Source organism: Propionicimonas sp. T2.31MG-18 (genome assembly GCF_964266745.1).
Classification (GTDB): domain Bacteria; phylum Actinomycetota; class Actinomycetes; order Propionibacteriales; family Propionibacteriaceae; genus Propionicimonas.
In genome coordinates this window covers 363,097-378,451 of sequence record NZ_CAXWGX010000023.1, presented here as the reverse complement: position 1 = coordinate 378,451, position 15,355 = coordinate 363,097, and the positions used below count along the sequence as shown (strand labels likewise).

Below are 15,355 nucleotides of genomic sequence, written 5' to 3'. Positions count from 1 at the left end.
CCCCGCCACCCGTGCGGCCGACCGACAGGAGTGACCATGTCCGGTGGACACCACGACCCCAGGCGCTCGCGCGTCACCCTCGCGTCCCTCGCCCGGCTCAAGGCCGAGGGACAGCCGGTGGTGATGGTCACGGCCTACGACCACCCCAGCGCCGTGATGGCCGAGGAGGCCGGCATCGACCTGGTGCTGGTCGGTGACTCCGCGGCCAACGTGGTGCTCGGCTACGACTCGACCGTCCAGGTCGGCGTCGACGAGCTGCTGGTGCTCACCCGCGCGGTGCGGCGCGGCCTGCGCTCGGCGCTGCTGGTGGCCGACCTCCCGTTCGGCTCGTACGAGGCCACCGACGCCGACGCGGTGCACGCCGCGCAGCGGTTCGTGAAGGAGGGCGGCGCCGACGCGGTGAAGCTCGAACGGGGCGGGCCCATGATCGCCCGCGCCCGCGCGATCGTGGAGGCCGGGATCCCGGTGGTCGGCCACATCGGCCTCACCCCCCAGGCCGCCACCTCACTCGGTGGCTACAAGGTGCAGGGACGCACCGCCGCGCAGGCCGAGCGGTTGCTCGCCGACGCCCTCGGGCTGCAGGAGGCCGGCTGCTTCGCCATCGTGCTCGAGGCCGTCCCGGCCGCGGTCACCGAGCTGATCGCGCCGCGCCTGGACTGCCTCACGATCGGGATCGGCGCCGGCGCGGGCACCGACGGCCAGGTGCTGGTGTGGCACGACCTGCTCGGCCTGGGCAGCGGACGCCTCCCGGGCTTCGTCCGCACGTTCGCCGACCTCCGGCCCCGCGTGCTCCAGGGGCTGGCCGACTACGCCGCCGCGGTGCGCGACCGCAGCTTCCCCGCAGAGGAGCACACCTACGCGATCAGCGCGGAAGAGCTGGACGCCCTCCGGGCACGACTGGCCTGACTAGCGGCCGGCGAGCAGGCCGGCCATCGGCGGCGACCACAGGTCGTGGCCGCGGGCCCCGAATCCGGACAGCAGCGTGTTGGCCGCCTGCCAGCCCGTGGTGGCCGCACGCTCCATCAGCGCGATCGGGAAGTCGCACCGGACGAGGTCACCGGCGAGCACCACCCGGCGGTCCGGCGTGGTGACCTCCGGACGGTCGCGCCAGGGCGAGGTGTCGACCAGCGGGCAGTCGTCGGCCACCAGCCACTCCTCCGCCACCACGGGAAGGGCGTCGATCTCGGGGTGCAGCCGGGACGCCTCGTGCCACAACCGCTCCCGCGTGGCGTCGGAGGTGTCGGCCAGTGCGTAGCCGTGCACCTCGAGCACCGTCCCTCCCGTGCCGCGGCTCCACCGCGCGGCACCGTCCTCGAAGGCGTCGAGGCGACTGAGGTTGTCCAGCGGCCCGTAGCCGCTCGTCCCAAGGAACGCCGACGCCCACGGCACCGGGCCGGCCAGCCAGCGTCGTCCGACCCCGAACGGCGGCGCGGTCCGCAGCGCGGCGATCCGGTCGCGCCAGGCGGCGTCGCCCAGCCAGCCGGCGTCGGCGACGAGGGCCTGGAGCGGGCGGGTGTCGACCGCGAGGACCACCGCGTCCGCCGCGAGGTCGCCGGAGGAGGTCGCGACCACCACCCCTTCGCCGCTCTCCCCGAGCCCGGTGGCCCGGACGCCGGTGCGCACGTCCACCCCGAGACCGGCCAGGTAGCGGCCCAGCGGGGCCCACAGGGCGGTGTCGTAGTCGTCGTCGGGCACGTCGAACAGCAGGCCCTCCGCCGAGCCGACGAAGTAGGTGTGGAACATCGCCACGAGCTCTCCGGCGGAGAACTCCCGCGGGTCGGCGAAGAAGCTGCGGGCGAACACCTCGAGCGCGAGGTGCCGCGCCGACTCCGGGAACCGCAGCCGGTCGAGGGCCTGGGCCGCGCTGACGCCGTCCAGGTCGGAGTAGGTCTGGGGGAACCGCACCTTCAGCAGGCCCATCGCCTCGCGGACGTCCACCCCGGCGAGGTCGCGCAGGTGGAAGGAGGGGCTGGTCGCGACGAAACCCACGAGGTTCCACGGCGGGGTCCGGGGAACCTTCGCGAAGGAGTCCACCACCGGCTCGCCGCCATCGGTGGGAGCCAGCTGGAGGGGGTAGTCCGCCACCGGCACCAGCCGGGAGAGGTCGGGGTCGGTCCGGCGCAACAGTGCCCGCAGGTTGTAGTACTGCCGGAAGAACGCGTGGAAGCCGCGGCTCATCGTGCCGGCGTGGCCCCCGGGCAGGTCGATCGGCCAGGAGCGCACCCGTCCACCGAGGGTCGGCTGCGCCTCGACCAGCACGACCTCGACACCGCGCTCGGCCAGGCCCGTGGCCGCGGCGAGGCCGGCGATGCCGCCGCCCACCACGACCACCCTGCGGGTGGTGCCGGCGACGGACGCGCGCTGCCACGCGGGCGCCGGTGCCGGGTGGCGGACGGCCCTGCCGTCCCGGCCCGGACGCCACGGCCTCACGAGCGCACCTCCCGTCGTCCGGCGACCTCCCAGGTGATGATCACCGCTGTGACCAGGGCGAACCCGAAGCCGAAGTCCTCGATCGGGATGTCGAAGGGGAAACGCAGGCCCAGGAAGTGCTCGGGGGCGTACAGCACGATGGGCGCGCTCAACTTGGTGAGCCATCCGTCCACCCACACCTGGAAGAAGAAGACGATCGCCATCGCCAGCCAGTACTGGGCGCTGCGGAAGATGCCCGTCCGCGCCCACAGCAACTCGATGGCGACCACCACCAGCACGGCGACGACGGTCGCGACGGTGTACTCCGGCATTCAGTCCCCCTCGGTGGCGCGGCCCGCGGGACGCCGGCGCCGCAGCACCGTCCCCACGGCCTCGTAGGTGAGCAGCCCGCAGATCGGGATCACCAGGAAGAACACGAACTCCTCCAGTGGCACCGCGCCCGGCAGCAGCCAGCCCACGGTGTGGTCGGGGCTGTAGCCCCAGTGGCCCCGGGCGATCGCGACGGCGTCCCAGACGTAGAAGACGACCAGCGATGGGGCGAGCGCGATCGCGAGGCGCACGGGACGCCGGTACACCCGCGCCCGCAGCCAGAACTCCAGGGGCAGCGTCAGCAGCAGGCACGCCGCCATCAGCAGCAGGTACTCCCCGGGCACGGCTCAGGCCACCTTCGCTGCGCCGGCGACCAGGCTCGTGGCCGCGGTCACGGCCTTGCGCCAGGTCGGCACCCTTGCCCGGCCGGAGAAGACGTCGTAGTCGCGCGCCTCGATGCGTTCAAGGATCCCGGAGTACAGGGTCAGCGCGGTGCCGACGCAGCGCGCCGAGGCCGGCGGCAGCATCGCCAGCCCGGTGCGCGCCTGGGCGTAGAGCTCCCGGTTCCGGGCGATCTCGAACGCCATCACCTCGCGCCAGGCCGGGTCGACACGGCGCCGCCAGGGGTCGGCACCGAAGCGCTCGAGGTCGTCGGCGGGCACGTAGACGCGCCCCCGGTCGAGGTCCTCCCCCACGTCGCGCAGGAAGTTCGTCAGCTGGAAGGCGAACCCCAGCGCGCGGGCCGGCGCGGTCGCCTCCGGCGTGAGCGGCTCCAGGACCGGCAGCATCATCTCCCCGATCACCGCCGCCGAGCCCTCCATGTAGCCCAGAAGGTCGTCCCACGTGCGGTAGCCGGTGACGGTGAGGTCCATCTCCATCGCGCCGAAGAACCGGTCGAAGCACTCCGTCGCGATGCTGGTCTCGTGGACGGTGTGGGCGATCGCGGCCAGCGTCGGGTCCGGCGGGTCGCCCGCCAGTGCCCGGCCGAACCCGGTCCGGAAGGCGGCCAGCGCCGAGGTCGTCGCCGCCACGTCCACCGTGGTGGCGCCGTCGGCGTCCACGATGTCGTCGGCCAGCCGGCACAGCGCGTACACGGCGTAGACGTGGCGGCGCTGCCGTGCCGGCAGCAGGGCCGCACCCCAGTAGTACGTCGTGCCGTAGGCGCGGGTCAGCCGGGCGCACTCCGCGTAGCCGGCCGACAGCTCGTCGCGTCCGCTCATCGGGCACCGCCGAGGTAGTCACGCACCCGCTCGGCCGCCAGCTCGCCGCTGATCAGCACCATCGGCACGCCGACGCCCGGGGTGGTGCCGGAGCCGGCGAAGAAGACCCCCGGGATCCGCGGCTCGACGTTGGCGGGCCGGAACGGGCCGGTCTGGGCGAAGGTGTGGGCGAGGCTGAACGGCGTCCCCATCGCCATGCCCTGTGCGCGCCAGTCCAGCGGCGTCACGAGGTGGTCGGTGACGATGTCGTCAGGGTAGCCGTTCGCCGCGAGGAAGCTGTGCAGGCGCTCGCGGGCCGGACCCCGCTCCGCCGTCCAGTCGATCCGCGCGCCCAGGTGCGGCACGGGCTCCAGCACGTAGAGCGTGCTGTGGCCCGGCGGGGCCATCCCGGGGGCGTCCAGGCTGGGGATCGTGACCAGGCGGGACGGGTCGCTCATCAGCTCCTTGCGCGTGATGAGCTGCTCGAAGGAGTACGCCCACGCGTCGGCGAAATGGATGTTGTGGTGCCCGACGCCCGGGGACGGAACGCCGCGGACGCCCACGTGCCACACCAGTGCGGACGGCGACCAGGACGCCCTCGCGAGCGCCCTCGGCGGGCTGAGCTGCGGCAGCAGCTCCTCGTACGCCGTGGGCAGGTCGAGGGTGATCACCACGGCGTCGGCGGCGATCCGCTCCCCGCCGGCGACCACTCCGGCGAACTTGCCGGTCGGGTCGGTCAGCACCCGGCTCACCGGGTGGTCGTAGAGCACCTGGGCGCCGGCACCGGTGAGGGCCGACCCCAGGGCCTTCGGCACCTGGTGCATGCCGCCCTCGGGGAAGTACACGCCGGAGATGCAGTCCATGTAGGTGATCACCGCGTAGATGGCGAGGGCGTCGGCCGGCGCGAGGCCGGCGTACATCGCCTGGAAAGTCAACAACCGCACCAGTCGCGAATCCCCGAACCTCCGCGAGACCGCCTTCTCGAGACTGCCGAACCCGCCCAGGCGCACCAGCTTCGCCGCGGCCGCGGGGCGGTTCACCAGGTCGATCACCGAGTCGAAATTGCGCTCGATGAAGTTCGGTACTTCAACGTCATACAGCTCCTGCAGCCAGTCGACGAAGCCGGGGAACGCCTGCGCGTCGCGTGCGAGGCCTCGCCGCCGGAGTTCGGCCACCTGGTCGGCCGGGTCGGAACGCACCAGGAGCTCCGAACCGTCGGAGTACACCGCCCGGTAGGCCGGGTCGAGCCGGATCAGCGGCACGTCGTCGGCCAGCTTCCGGCCGAGCCGGCCGAACGCCCGGTCGAGCAGGTGGGGCATCGTCAGCACGGTGGGACCGGTGTCGAACCGGAACCCGTCCGACTCCAGGACGCCCGCGCGGCCGCCCGGGTCGGACCCCCGTTCGACCACCACGACGTCGTGACCGTCCCCCACCAGCTGTGCGGCGGCAGCGAGGCCGGCGAGACCGGCCCCGACCACGACCACCCTGCTCACGTGTTCCGCCACGCCACGCGTCGGGCGAGCGCCTCCAGCCCCGCCGCGGCTTCGCGGTCGATGGACGGGTCGTCGAGGGCGACGAAGGCTGCGGCCACGGCGTCCCGGATCATCGCCTCCACGTCACCGATCACGCCGGAGCGCACGAACTCGTCCTGCAGCGACGCCACCAGCCCCGCGGACGCCCGGCCGGATGCCGCGCGCTTCAGCGCCCGCCGCCAGCGCGGCGAGAACCGCTCCTCCGCGAGAGCCATCAGCACGGTGGGCTTGCCGGCGACGATGTCGTCCCCCACGGGCTTGCCCGTCTGGAGCGAGTCGCCGATCACACCCAGGATGTCGTCGCGCAGGGCGAACGCCTCCCCCACCGCGATGCCGTAGCGCTCGAGGGCGGAGAGCGTCTGCGCCGAGGCGCCGGCCGCCACCGCGCCGAGCTGGAGCGGACGCCACACGGTGTAGGCCCCGGACTTCGCCCGGGCGACCTCGCGGGCGTGCGCGAGGTCGCGGCGGCCGTTGGCCGCGCCCACAAGGTCGCGCCCCTGGCCCATCATCAGTTCGACGGTGAGGGTGCGCCACAGCTCCTGCAGCTCACGGGGCAGCCGGGCGACCACCAGGCCGGCCTCGCTGTGGGCGAGGTCGCCGGCGAGGATCGCGATGTTCTCCCCGTAGCGCTGCGGGTCGCCGGCCCCGTGCAGGTCGGCGTGCTGGCGCCGGGCGCTGGCGTGGACGGAGGGACGCCCGCGCCGGGTCTCTGACCCGTCCATGACGTCGTCGTGGATCAGGGCGAACACGTGCAGCAGCTCGAGCGCCGTGCCGGCGAGCACCAGCTCGCCGTGCCCGTGGCCGGTGCGGTGTCCGCCGGCGGCCACCCAGCCCCAGTGCGCCATGCGCGGACGGAAGCGCTTGCCGCCGGAGTGGACCATGCCCTCCAGCAGGTCGAGCACGGAGTCGGTGTGCAGCACCCCGTCCCTGGGGACGACGGCGGCCGCGAGCTGTGTCCAGTTCGCCCGGAGGGCGTCGAGGACCCGGGCGATCTCGGCCTCGACCGCCGCCACGGTGGCGTCGTCGCCGCTGCGGTTGCTGTGCCCGGTGTGGTGACGGGCGGGGTTCACCAGGGTCATGCCGCACCCGCCTTGCTCAGGGCCTCATCGAGCAGCGGCACCTGGAGCGCGGCCCACGGGCTGATCATCGCGGGCGCGGCGTCGGCGACGCGCACCAGGTCGTCCCACTCCACCCAGGCGTGCTCGCACACCTCCGACGGGTCCGGACGCAGCACGCCCGCCAGGCGGCCGACCCACACCGGGCAGGCCTCGTTCTCGACGATTCCCGAGGCGTCGACAGCACGGTAGCCGAAGTCCGGGAGCACCAGCTCGAGCCCGTCGACCCCGGCACCCAGTTCCTGGGAGACCCGGCGGCGCACCGCGTCCTCTGCCGTCTCTCCCGGCCGGGGGTGCCCGCAGCAGGAGTTCGTCCACACGCCGGGCCAGGTGGCCTTCTCCAGCGCACGGCGGGTGAGCAGAATGCGTCCGCGCTCGTCGAAGAGGTAGCAGGAGAACGCCAGGTGGCGTGGCGTGCGGTCGGTGTGGACACTCCTCCGCGGCGCCTCCCCGACAGGGAGGTCACGCTCGTCGAGGAGCACCACGAGGTCGTCTGCAGGCTCGGCGATCATGCGGCGCCCCTCAGTGATGGACATGGACAGGAACAAGCTGACCGACCCGTCGCAGCCAGATCAACCCGGTCACGGTCAGCACTACTGCTGCGGCCACCGCGGCGGCCGCGCCCGCGAGCGGTGAGGCCGGTTCACCGGCCAGCCGTCCCACGGCGATCCAGGCGAGGCCCCAGCCCATCGCCAGCGCAACGCCCAGACGGGCGTCCAGTACCCGCGCCAGCAGCACACCGATGCCGGCTGCGACGGCGAGGACGCCGACCGCCCACAGCTCGGCGATCTCGAGCGGCGGGTTCACCCCGGAGGCGACCAGCGTCGCGGTGATGTTCGCCGCCGTCGCCACCGACACCCAGCCGAGGTAGAGACCGAAGGTGCCGTCGACGACGAGCTTCTCGACCGCTCCGGTGTTGCGCGGACGGCCCAGGCGCTGCATCAGGAGTCCGAGCACCACCGCGAGGGCGACGATCACGACCACGCTCAGCCACAGCTGGCCGACCTGGGTCACCAGCAGCCACACGCCGTTGAGGACCATCGACGCCGCGGCCAGCCAGCCGATGCGTCGTGCGCGCGGGGACGCGGTCTGTGACGGCAGCCACTGCCACACGACGTAGGCGATCAGGCCGGCGTAGATCACCGACCAGATCGAGAAGGCGCGGACGGCGGGCGCGAGCAGGGTCGCCGTGGCCGACAGGCTGCCGCCCGCCGACTCCTCCACGCGTGTCCCGATCACGCCGATCCCGAACAACGTGCCCACCACCATGAACACCGCACTGGCGGTGACCGCGACCTGGCGAATCCGATCTGACATCTCTCTTGCTCCTCCGCACGAACCTTTGACAATCGAGTGTCACATGCCGGAAAACCTTGGACAAGCTTTGCCTCACAACCTTAGACAAACTGCGTATCTCAGCCTCGATCATGTACAGGTTTGGGCGTTCCTGCCCCTACCATTGGCCTGTCATGCACACGATCAAGAAGGCCGCAGAGCTCACCGGGGTGCCCGAGCACACCCTCCGGGCCTGGGAGCGCCGCTACCAGCTGGTCGAGCCCTCGCGCACCGAATCCGGCTACCGCCTGTACGACGACGTGGCGATCGCGCGGATCCGGGCGATGCGCGACCTCGTGAGCGCGGGCTGGTCGCCGCGCGCCGCCGCGGAGGAGTCACAACGCCGGGAGCCGCCCACCTTGGCGGGCGCGGCGTCGCGCGCGGCACTGATCGCCGCTGCCGCCGACCTCGACGGCGACACCATCGCCCGCGTCCTCGACGAGGAGTTCGCCCGTGGCTCGTTCGAGACCGTCGTGGACGACTGGCTGATGCCCTCGCTGTCGCAACTGGGACGCGGTTGGGAGCGTGGCGAGGTCTCGGTGGCGGGCGAGCACCTGGCCAGCAGCATCGTGATGCGGCGCCTCGCCAACGCCTACGAAGCTGCCGGGCGCTCCGCGACCGGACCGACCGTCGTCGTCGGCGCCCCGCCGGGGGTCGACCACGAGCTCGGGCTGCTGGCCTTCGCCACGGCTGCCCGGCGCGCGGGCCTCGACACCGTCTACCTCGGCGCCCAGGTGCCGGCCGAGGCGTGGCGCGACGCGGCGTCCAAGGTGGGCGCTGCGCATGCCGTCAGCTCACTCCACCAGCGCAAGGACGTCGCCCGGCTCGCCCCGGTCTCCGATGCGCTCGCCGGCCTGCCCGGCCTCCAGCTCTGGGTGGGCGGACGCCACCAGGCGCTCGTCCCGCCGCCGTGGCGCCCGCTGGGGCACTCGATCGGCCGGGCGGCGGAGGTTCTCGCCCGCGGCTGAGCCGCTCAGCGCCGCGGGTTGCGGCGGGCCACAGCGGCGTTGAGGGCCGTGGCGAACGCGCACCACGCCGCGTAGGCGCCGAACGACGCGGCCTTGCCCCTGCCGGTGGGGGCGGCCCGCCGGGCGAGGTCTGCGGCGCTGGTGGCCAGCAGCCCCGCGACCACGGACGACGTGCGGGTCGCGTGGGCACGGAAGAAGAGGCCGCTCCAGGCGGCGTTCACCGCGAGGTTGGCGGCGTAGGCGCGGGTGAACCGCTCGGCCTCCTCCGGCCGGCCGTCCTCCTCCAGTTCGGTGATCGTCGCCGTGGCCGCGAGCGCGATGGTGGTGAACAGGGTCGTCCACACGATCGGGAACGCCGCGGGCGGCGGCTGCCACGCCGGCGTGCGCAGACTGCGGTACCAGCGCGACCCCGGGGCGGTGAACACCGAGCCGAGCACGGCGCAGCCGGCCGTCATGGCGCCGACCGCGGTCGCCGTCCGCCGCCAGCGGGTCGGGTCGATGCCGGCCGTCGCGCGACGCACCGCGTCCTCGAAACCCGTCCGTCCGCCCGGCGGCGGTCCGACGAGCACGAGCAGGTCGTCCTCAGCGGTGACCGCCTCGTGAATGAGACTGCCCACCAGCGGACGGGCGATCCCCGCCACCACCGGCGTCACCAGGCCCACCCACAGGCTCGCCAGCCCCGGGGTCAGCACGGGGACGGTGACGATCAGCCGGTGGCCCAGACCGGTCACCCTCGCGTAGCCCTCGATCATCTCCGCGTAGGTGAGGACGTCGGGGCCACCGATGTCGAAGGTGCGGTTCGGCTCGCCGGGCAGGACCGCTGCCGCGGCGAGGTAGTGCAGCACGTCGTCGATGGCGATCGGCTGGATCCGGTTCCGCAGCCACCGCGGGGCGACCATCGCCGGCAGCCGCTCGGTGAGGTGCCGCAGCATGTCGAAGCTGGCCGATCCCGCGCCCAGCACCACGCCCGCCTGCAGCACCACCGTCGGCACACCCGACGCCATCAGGATCCTGCCGACCTCGACCCGTGAACCCAGGTGGGCGGAGAGCTCGCCGGAGGGGTGGAGCCCCGACAGGTACACGACCCGGCGCACCCCGGCCCGCTTCGCCGCAGCGGCGAACACCTCGGCGAGGTGTCGGTCGCGGGTGACGAAGTCGCCCTTGCCGTCCATCGAGTGCAGCAGGTAGTACGCCACGTCCACCCCGGCGAGGGCACGGTCGAGGTCAGCCGGCGAACCGGCGTCCCCTTCCACGACCTCCACGCGGGACGCCCAGTCGTGGCGCCGCAGCCTGGCCGGGCTGCGGCTGATCACCCGGACGGGCAGGTCGCGGTCGAGCAGCGTGGGCACGAGGAGCCCGCCGATGTAGCCGGTCGCACCGGTGACCAGCACCAGCGGGGACGGGGAGGCGGTCATGTCAGCTCCAGACGTCGAGGGTGTAGGGCAGGAGGAAGAGCATCCCGAGGCTCCAGGTGAGGTGGGTGACGATCGGGCCGAGCACGCCGCCGGTCACCCGTCGCTGGAGGCCGACCACCGTGCCGAGCACCAGAGCGGCGAAGACCAGCAGCGGGATGAGGGTGGGCACGGTGCTCAGCCCGTAGACCAGCGTGGTGGCCAGGACCGCCCCGCGCCGCGGCAGGGCGTCGAACAGCGCGCCGCGGAAGTACAGCTCCTCGGCGATCCCGTTGACGGCGGTGATCACCGCGACCAGCGCCAGCGACCCGTACCGGGCGTGGTCGAGCAGCCCCTGCACGGGGTCCCGCAGCGCGGGGATGCCGGCCACCACGACCGCCCCGGCGAGGAAGACCCCGAGCAGCAGGAGGCCGAGCGCCAGGGACTGGACGACGGAACGGCTGGTCCGCGTCCCTGCCCTGGTGTGGGCGCGGCCCAGGTGCAGGGGCCCGGCGAGCACGGCACCGACGGCCCAGACGGCGGCCAGGCCGAGCGTCGCAGGGTAGAACAGCGGGTCGCCGGGCGGGATCCGCAGCGCCCAGCCCAGCGTGACCGCGCCGGCGACCAGGGTGGCACCGGCGACCCAGCGGCGCCGCAGCAGGAGGCCGGGCGCCTCCGTCCGGGCCTGGTCGACCGGGTCGAACAGGGACGCGCGCAGGAACGCCCTGAGCTCGGCGACGGGTCCGGCCATGCCTAGGCGCACCGCGCGTCGGTGGACGAACGGCGCCGCAGCCACGGCGGCGGCACCGGGCGGGCGACGAGGAACGCAGCCTCCCCAACGACCGTCGGCGCCTCCATGCATCCTCCCGCCGTCCCGGCCGTGATCGTACGGTCCGTGCACCAAGGGTTACCCGGAAACGCCGGACGCACAACCGGCGGGCGGGTGTGGCGCACCGGCCCTCGCGGGTACTCGGGCACCATGCCACGACTGCGCCGGGTGTCGCCGGCCTCGCCCGGCTGGAGCCGCCGCAGGAGCGGTCACGGGTTCCGGTACGCCGACGAGCGAGGGACGCCGCTGGATGCCGCGGCCGTGGAGCGCGTCCGGGGGCTCGCGATCCCGCCCGCCTGGCGCGACGTGTGGATCTGCCCGTTCCCGAACGGCCACCTCCAGGCGACAGGGACGGACGCCGCCGGCCGGCGCCAGTACCTGTACCACCCGGCCTGGCGGGAGGTGCGCGACCGGGCGAAGTTCGATCGGGTCGCCCGCGCGGCCCGGCGCCTGCCGGCGGTCCGCCGGCGGGTGGCTGCCGACCTCGCCCTGCCCGGCATGCCGCCCGAGCGGGCCGCGGCCCTCGCCGTCCGGCTGCTCGACCTCGGGGCCTTCCGGATCGGCAACGACTACTACGCCGACGCGAACGGCTCGTTCGGGCTCACCACCCTGGAGCGCACCCACGTGCGCCGCCAGGACGGCCGCCTCGTGTTCCGGTTCGTCGGCAAGTCCGGCGTCGCTCACCGGGTCGAGGTCGACGACCCCGAGGCGGTGGCCGCCCTCGTGGCCATGCGCCGGCGGCGCGGCGGCGTCCGCCTGCTGGGCCACCGGGTCGCGGGCGGTTGGGCCGACCTCTCCTCCGCCGCGGTGAACGCCTACCTCGCCTCGCTGTTCGACGGCGAGTTCACCGCCAAGGACTTCCGCACCTGGCACGCCACCGTGCTCGCCGCCGAGTCGCTCGCCCTCACCGCAGAGCACGGGCGGACGGCCGCCTCCCGCCGCCGCGCTGTGGCCCGGGCGTCCGCGGAGGTGGCGGCCTACCTGGGCAACACCCCGGCGATCGCGAAGGCGTCCTACATCGATCCGCGCGTGGTCGACCGCTTCGAGGCCGGTGAGACCATCGCGGTCGCCGCCCGACGGCGCTACCCCTCGCCGGCGCGCCGTCGCGCCGGCCTCGAGAGGGCCGTCCTCGCGCTGCTCGACGGGCCGGCCGGGGGCGGTGGTGGTTCCGCCGGGGGCACCGTGGGTAACCGGACGCCATGAGCGAACAGGACCAGACAGGCACGCCCCGGCCCGGCGAGGACGCGGGCTTCCCCGCCCAGGAGCAGCCGCCGCCCGGCCTCACCGGCCGGATGGAGCCCCGTCCCGACCACGGCGAGGCGAGCTACACCGGGACGGGGCTGCTCACCGGCCGCAAGGCGCTGGTGACCGGCGGCGACTCGGGGATCGGACGGGCCGTCGCGATCGCCTTCGCCAGGGAGGGCGCGGACGTCGCGATCAGCTACCTCCCCGAGGAGGAGCCCGACGCCACCGACACCTGCTCCTGGATCGAGAAGGCCGGACGCCGCGCCGTCCGCGTGCCCGGGGATCTCGTCGAGGCGGAGACGTGCCGCCAGGTCGTGGCCGGGGCGGTCGAGGCGCTCGGCGGCCTGGACATCGTCGTGAACAACGCCGGGATCCACTTCCCGCGCGAGAACGACGGCACCCTTGAGGGGCTGCGCCCCGAGCTCGTCGACCGGGTTCTCCGCACCAACATCGGTGCCACGCTGTGGGTGTCCCAGGCAGCCCTGCCCCACCTGCGCGAGGGTTCGACGATCATCAACACCAGCTCGATCCAGGCCTACGAGCCGTCCGGCCCGCTGCTGGACTACGCGGCCACGAAGGCGGCCATCAACAGCATCACCGCCAACCTTGCAGAACAGCTCGGCCCGCGCGGGATCCGCGTCAACGCGGTCGCTCCCGGCCCGATCTGGACCCCCCTCCAGCCGGCGACCAGGGAGGCGGGCACGATCGAGGACTTCGGCCGCGACACCCCGCTCGGACGGGCCGGCCAGCCGGCCGAACTGGCGCCGGCCTACGTGTTCCTGGCCTCCGAGCGGACGGCGGGCTACGTCTCCGGGACCATCCTGGGCGTCACCGGCGGCCGCGCCACGTTCTAGCCCAGGAGCCGGAGCCGCGACTGCGCGGTCGGCGCTCCCGTCAGCCGGACCGGCCGGGAGCGTTGACGGCGAGCACCCGGTCGACGAAGCCCGCGTACTCTCCCACCCAGTGCTCGAGGAAGCGCCGGGTGGCGTCGTCGCGCACGGTCCCGTCGTCGGCGTAGGCCTCGGGGCGGAAGGTGATGTAGGCCTCCGGCGAGGTGAGTTGCGGGGCGTCGAGGAAGCTGAGGACGTTGCGCATCGACGCCTGCATCAGGGCCGTGCCGATCGCCCCGGTCGACGCGCCGATGATGGCGGACGGCTTGCGGGCGAAGGAGTTGCGCCCCCGCGGGCGCGACCCCCAGTCGATGGCGTTCTTGAGAGCGCCGGGGATCGAGCGGTTGTACTCCGGGGAGACGAACAGGATGCCGTCGGCGGACTCCAGCTCCCGCTTGAACGCCGAGACCGTCGGCGGCAGGTCCTGCTCGAGGTCGGGGGTGAACAGGGGCAGGTCGCGGATGCCGATCTCGAAGAACTCGAGCGAGGCCGGCGCGAGGCCGATCAGGGCCTTCGCCAGTCGCCGGTTGATGGAGGTGCTCGACAGGGAGCCGATCAGGTAGCCGATGCGCCGGGCCATGGCGCTCCTTCCGCTGGACGGGAAGAACACCTACCCACTTTCGCCGCCGAGCACCTCCAGGTCGTCCACCGCCGGGCCCTCGAGGACCCGTCCGGACGCATCGAAGCGGGAGCCGTGCAAGGGGCAGTCCCACGAGCGCTCCTGGTCGTTCCAGGCCAGGACGCCGCCCAGGTGCGTGCACACCCCGGAGACCGTGCAGGTCACGCCGTCCACGCGTGAGCGGGCCGCGGGCCGGCCCCCCAGCCGGCCGACGACACCGCGGCCCTCGCCCGGGTCACCTTCCAGGGCGGTGGCCTCCCCGGCGATCCAGCCACGCGAGGCCGCGAGGGCGACCTCTGCGTTGGACCGCGTGCCCTCTGCCAGATCGGCGAGGGAGGCGTGGACGTCGTCGAGCACCCGGGCCCAGGCGTGCTCCGCCCCCGCCCAGCGTCCGGCGATGCGCAGCGCGGACGCCACCGCGTTCGTCATGCCCCACTTCGCGTAGCCGGTGGCGGCGACCACGCGTCCGTTGCTCAGCGGCAGCACGTCGGCCAACGGCAGCCTGCCCGCGGCACGGTAGTCCTGGGCCGACCAGGCGTGGGTCCGTACCGCGCTGGGGAAGATCCCCGTGGTCCACGCCTCCAGGTCGGCGACGAGCTCCCGGGTGGACCCGTGGCGCCCCACCGGGTGCCCGTTGCCCCCGACGATGAGGACCTCCCCGTCCGGGGACGGCGTGGTGCGCAGCGACCGCGTGGGCTCGTCGATCGACAGGTACATGCCCTGCGGCAGGTGGCCGTCCCCACGGAACGCCAGCGCGTACGAACGCTGCGCGGCGAGCCTCGCGAAGTGGCCCCCGCGATCGAGGATCGGCGTGCCGGTGGCGAGCACCACCCGGTCGGCGGACACCGTGCCGGCCGTGGTGGTCACCTCGCAGCCTCCCCGGACGGCGAGGTCGTGCACCCGGCAGCCGGTGTGCAGCACGACACCGGTTGCCAGCGCCTCGTCCAGCAGGGCGGCGAGCAGCAGCGTGGGGTGCAGCTGGAGCTGCGCCGGAAGGGCGATGGCGCCGGCGACGGGGTAGGGAAGGCCGGTCTCCGCCACCCAGTCGACCGGGAGCCCGGCGGCCTTCGCCGCGTCCACCTCCGCGTCCAGCCGCCGCACGCCCTCGTGGGTGTCGGCGTAGCTGAAGGCCGTCCGCACCTGGTGGGCGAGCGCGTGGTCGACCATGAACTCCCTGAGCCAGGCCTGGCCGGCGAGATTCGCGTGCACATAGGCCCCCAGCGCCTCCTCGCCGTGATGCCGGCGTACCTGGGACAGGTTCGCTCCCTGGAGCAGGCTGGCCTTCGCCGACGTGTTGCCGGTGGTCACCGCGCCGACCGATCGCGCCTCCAGCAGGCAGACCCGTTGCCCGGCACGGGCGAGCAGCAGGGCCGTGACGACACCGGTCAGCCCGGCGCCGACCACCACGGTGTCGTGGCGTTCGCCGGCGTCGATCGGGGTGCCCCGCTCCGGGACAGGGTGGGTGTCGAGCCAGTACGACGTCATGAGTCCTC

The 15,355-nt window shown here is 73.8% G+C and carries 16 protein-coding genes; 4 read left to right on the top strand and 12 right to left on the bottom strand.

Features of this window, described 5'->3' with window-relative positions:
• The first annotated feature begins 36 nt into the window (after positions 1–36).
• A complete protein-coding gene (gene panB, locus ACFQQJ_RS09765; RefSeq protein ID WP_377106052.1) occupies positions 37–906 on the top strand; it encodes a 3-methyl-2-oxobutanoate hydroxymethyltransferase in 870 nt (289 codons plus the stop codon).
• Here the strand turns inward: panB and ACFQQJ_RS09760 are convergent, their stop codons facing one another.
• The 8 genes from ACFQQJ_RS09760 to ACFQQJ_RS09725 are packed head-to-tail and all read right to left on the bottom strand — an operon-like array spanning position 907 to position 7,902.
• The gene (locus ACFQQJ_RS09760) at positions 907–2,430 is read right to left on the bottom strand and encodes an FAD-dependent oxidoreductase (RefSeq protein ID WP_377106050.1); all 1,524 of its coding nucleotides are present in this window, start codon (positions 2,428–2,430) and stop codon (positions 907–909) included. It abuts the gene before it with no gap.
• A complete protein-coding gene (locus tag ACFQQJ_RS09755) occupies positions 2,427–2,741 on the bottom strand; it encodes a lycopene cyclase domain-containing protein (RefSeq protein ID WP_377106049.1) in 315 nt (104 codons plus the stop codon). The genes ACFQQJ_RS09760 and ACFQQJ_RS09755 overlap by 4 nt, the downstream gene beginning before the upstream one ends.
• Positions 2,742–3,083: a lycopene cyclase domain-containing protein gene (locus ACFQQJ_RS09750; protein WP_377106047.1), complete on the bottom strand. Its 342-nt coding sequence runs from the start codon at positions 3,081–3,083 to the stop codon at positions 2,742–2,744.
• A gap of 3 nt (positions 3,084–3,086) precedes the next feature.
• The gene (locus ACFQQJ_RS09745; RefSeq protein WP_377106045.1) at positions 3,087–3,959 is read right to left on the bottom strand and encodes a phytoene/squalene synthase family protein; all 873 of its coding nucleotides are present in this window, start codon (positions 3,957–3,959) and stop codon (positions 3,087–3,089) included.
• Entirely contained in the window at positions 3,956–5,431 is a 1,476-nt protein-coding gene (gene crtI, locus ACFQQJ_RS09740; RefSeq protein WP_377106043.1) for a phytoene desaturase family protein, read from the bottom strand. The genes ACFQQJ_RS09745 and crtI overlap by 4 nt, the downstream gene beginning before the upstream one ends.
• Complete coding sequence (locus tag ACFQQJ_RS09735; RefSeq protein ID WP_377106042.1) at positions 5,428–6,549, bottom strand: polyprenyl synthetase family protein; 1,122 nt, start codon at positions 6,547–6,549, stop codon at positions 5,428–5,430. Before ACFQQJ_RS09735 ends, crtI begins: the two co-directional genes overlap by 4 nt.
• Positions 6,546–7,097 carry an isopentenyl-diphosphate Delta-isomerase gene (idi, locus tag ACFQQJ_RS09730; protein WP_377106040.1) on the bottom strand — a complete coding sequence of 184 codons (552 nt, stop codon included), beginning with the start codon at positions 7,095–7,097 and terminating at the stop codon, positions 6,546–6,548. Before idi ends, ACFQQJ_RS09735 begins: the two co-directional genes overlap by 4 nt.
• A 10-nt stretch (positions 7,098–7,107) precedes the next feature.
• The gene (locus ACFQQJ_RS09725; protein WP_377106038.1) at positions 7,108–7,902 is read right to left on the bottom strand and encodes a tryptophan-rich sensory protein; all 795 of its coding nucleotides are present in this window, start codon (positions 7,900–7,902) and stop codon (positions 7,108–7,110) included.
• A gap of 152 nt (positions 7,903–8,054) precedes the next feature.
• On the opposite strand from ACFQQJ_RS09725, the gene ACFQQJ_RS09720 reads away from it, so the two are divergent.
• The gene (locus ACFQQJ_RS09720; protein WP_377106037.1) at positions 8,055–8,888 is read left to right on the top strand and encodes a MerR family transcriptional regulator; all 834 of its coding nucleotides are present in this window, start codon (positions 8,055–8,057) and stop codon (positions 8,886–8,888) included.
• Between the two features lie 5 nt (positions 8,889–8,893).
• Here the strand turns inward: ACFQQJ_RS09720 and ACFQQJ_RS09715 are convergent, their stop codons facing one another.
• Positions 8,894–10,303 carry a tryptophan-rich sensory protein gene (locus ACFQQJ_RS09715; RefSeq protein WP_377106034.1) on the bottom strand — a complete coding sequence of 470 codons (1,410 nt, stop codon included), beginning with the start codon at positions 10,301–10,303 and terminating at the stop codon, positions 8,894–8,896.
• A gap of 1 nt (position 10,304) precedes the next feature.
• Entirely contained in the window at positions 10,305–11,030 is a 726-nt protein-coding gene (locus ACFQQJ_RS09710; RefSeq protein WP_377106033.1) for a CPBP family intramembrane glutamic endopeptidase, read from the bottom strand.
• 228 nt (positions 11,031–11,258) lie between these two features.
• Between ACFQQJ_RS09710 and ACFQQJ_RS09705 the strand changes: the two genes are divergently transcribed.
• A complete protein-coding gene (locus ACFQQJ_RS09705; protein WP_377106032.1) occupies positions 11,259–12,311 on the top strand; it encodes a DNA topoisomerase IB in 1,053 nt (350 codons plus the stop codon).
• Positions 12,308–13,207, top strand: a complete 900-nt coding sequence (locus tag ACFQQJ_RS09700) for an SDR family oxidoreductase (protein ID WP_377106031.1) — start codon at positions 12,308–12,310, stop codon at positions 13,205–13,207. Before ACFQQJ_RS09705 ends, ACFQQJ_RS09700 begins: the two co-directional genes overlap by 4 nt.
• Positions 13,208–13,247: 40 nt before the next feature.
• On the opposite strand, the gene ACFQQJ_RS09695 is transcribed toward ACFQQJ_RS09700, so the two are convergent.
• Together ACFQQJ_RS09695 and ACFQQJ_RS09690 are read right to left on the bottom strand one after the other, a co-directional pair.
• Positions 13,248–13,823, bottom strand: a complete 576-nt coding sequence (locus tag ACFQQJ_RS09695; RefSeq protein ID WP_377106030.1) for an NADPH-dependent FMN reductase — start codon at positions 13,821–13,823, stop codon at positions 13,248–13,250.
• Positions 13,824–13,853: 30 nt separating this feature from the next.
• On the bottom strand, positions 13,854–15,347 hold the full coding sequence (locus ACFQQJ_RS09690) for an FAD-dependent oxidoreductase (protein WP_377106029.1): 1,494 nt from the start codon (positions 15,345–15,347) through the stop codon (positions 13,854–13,856).
• Positions 15,348–15,355: the final 8 nt, after the last annotated feature.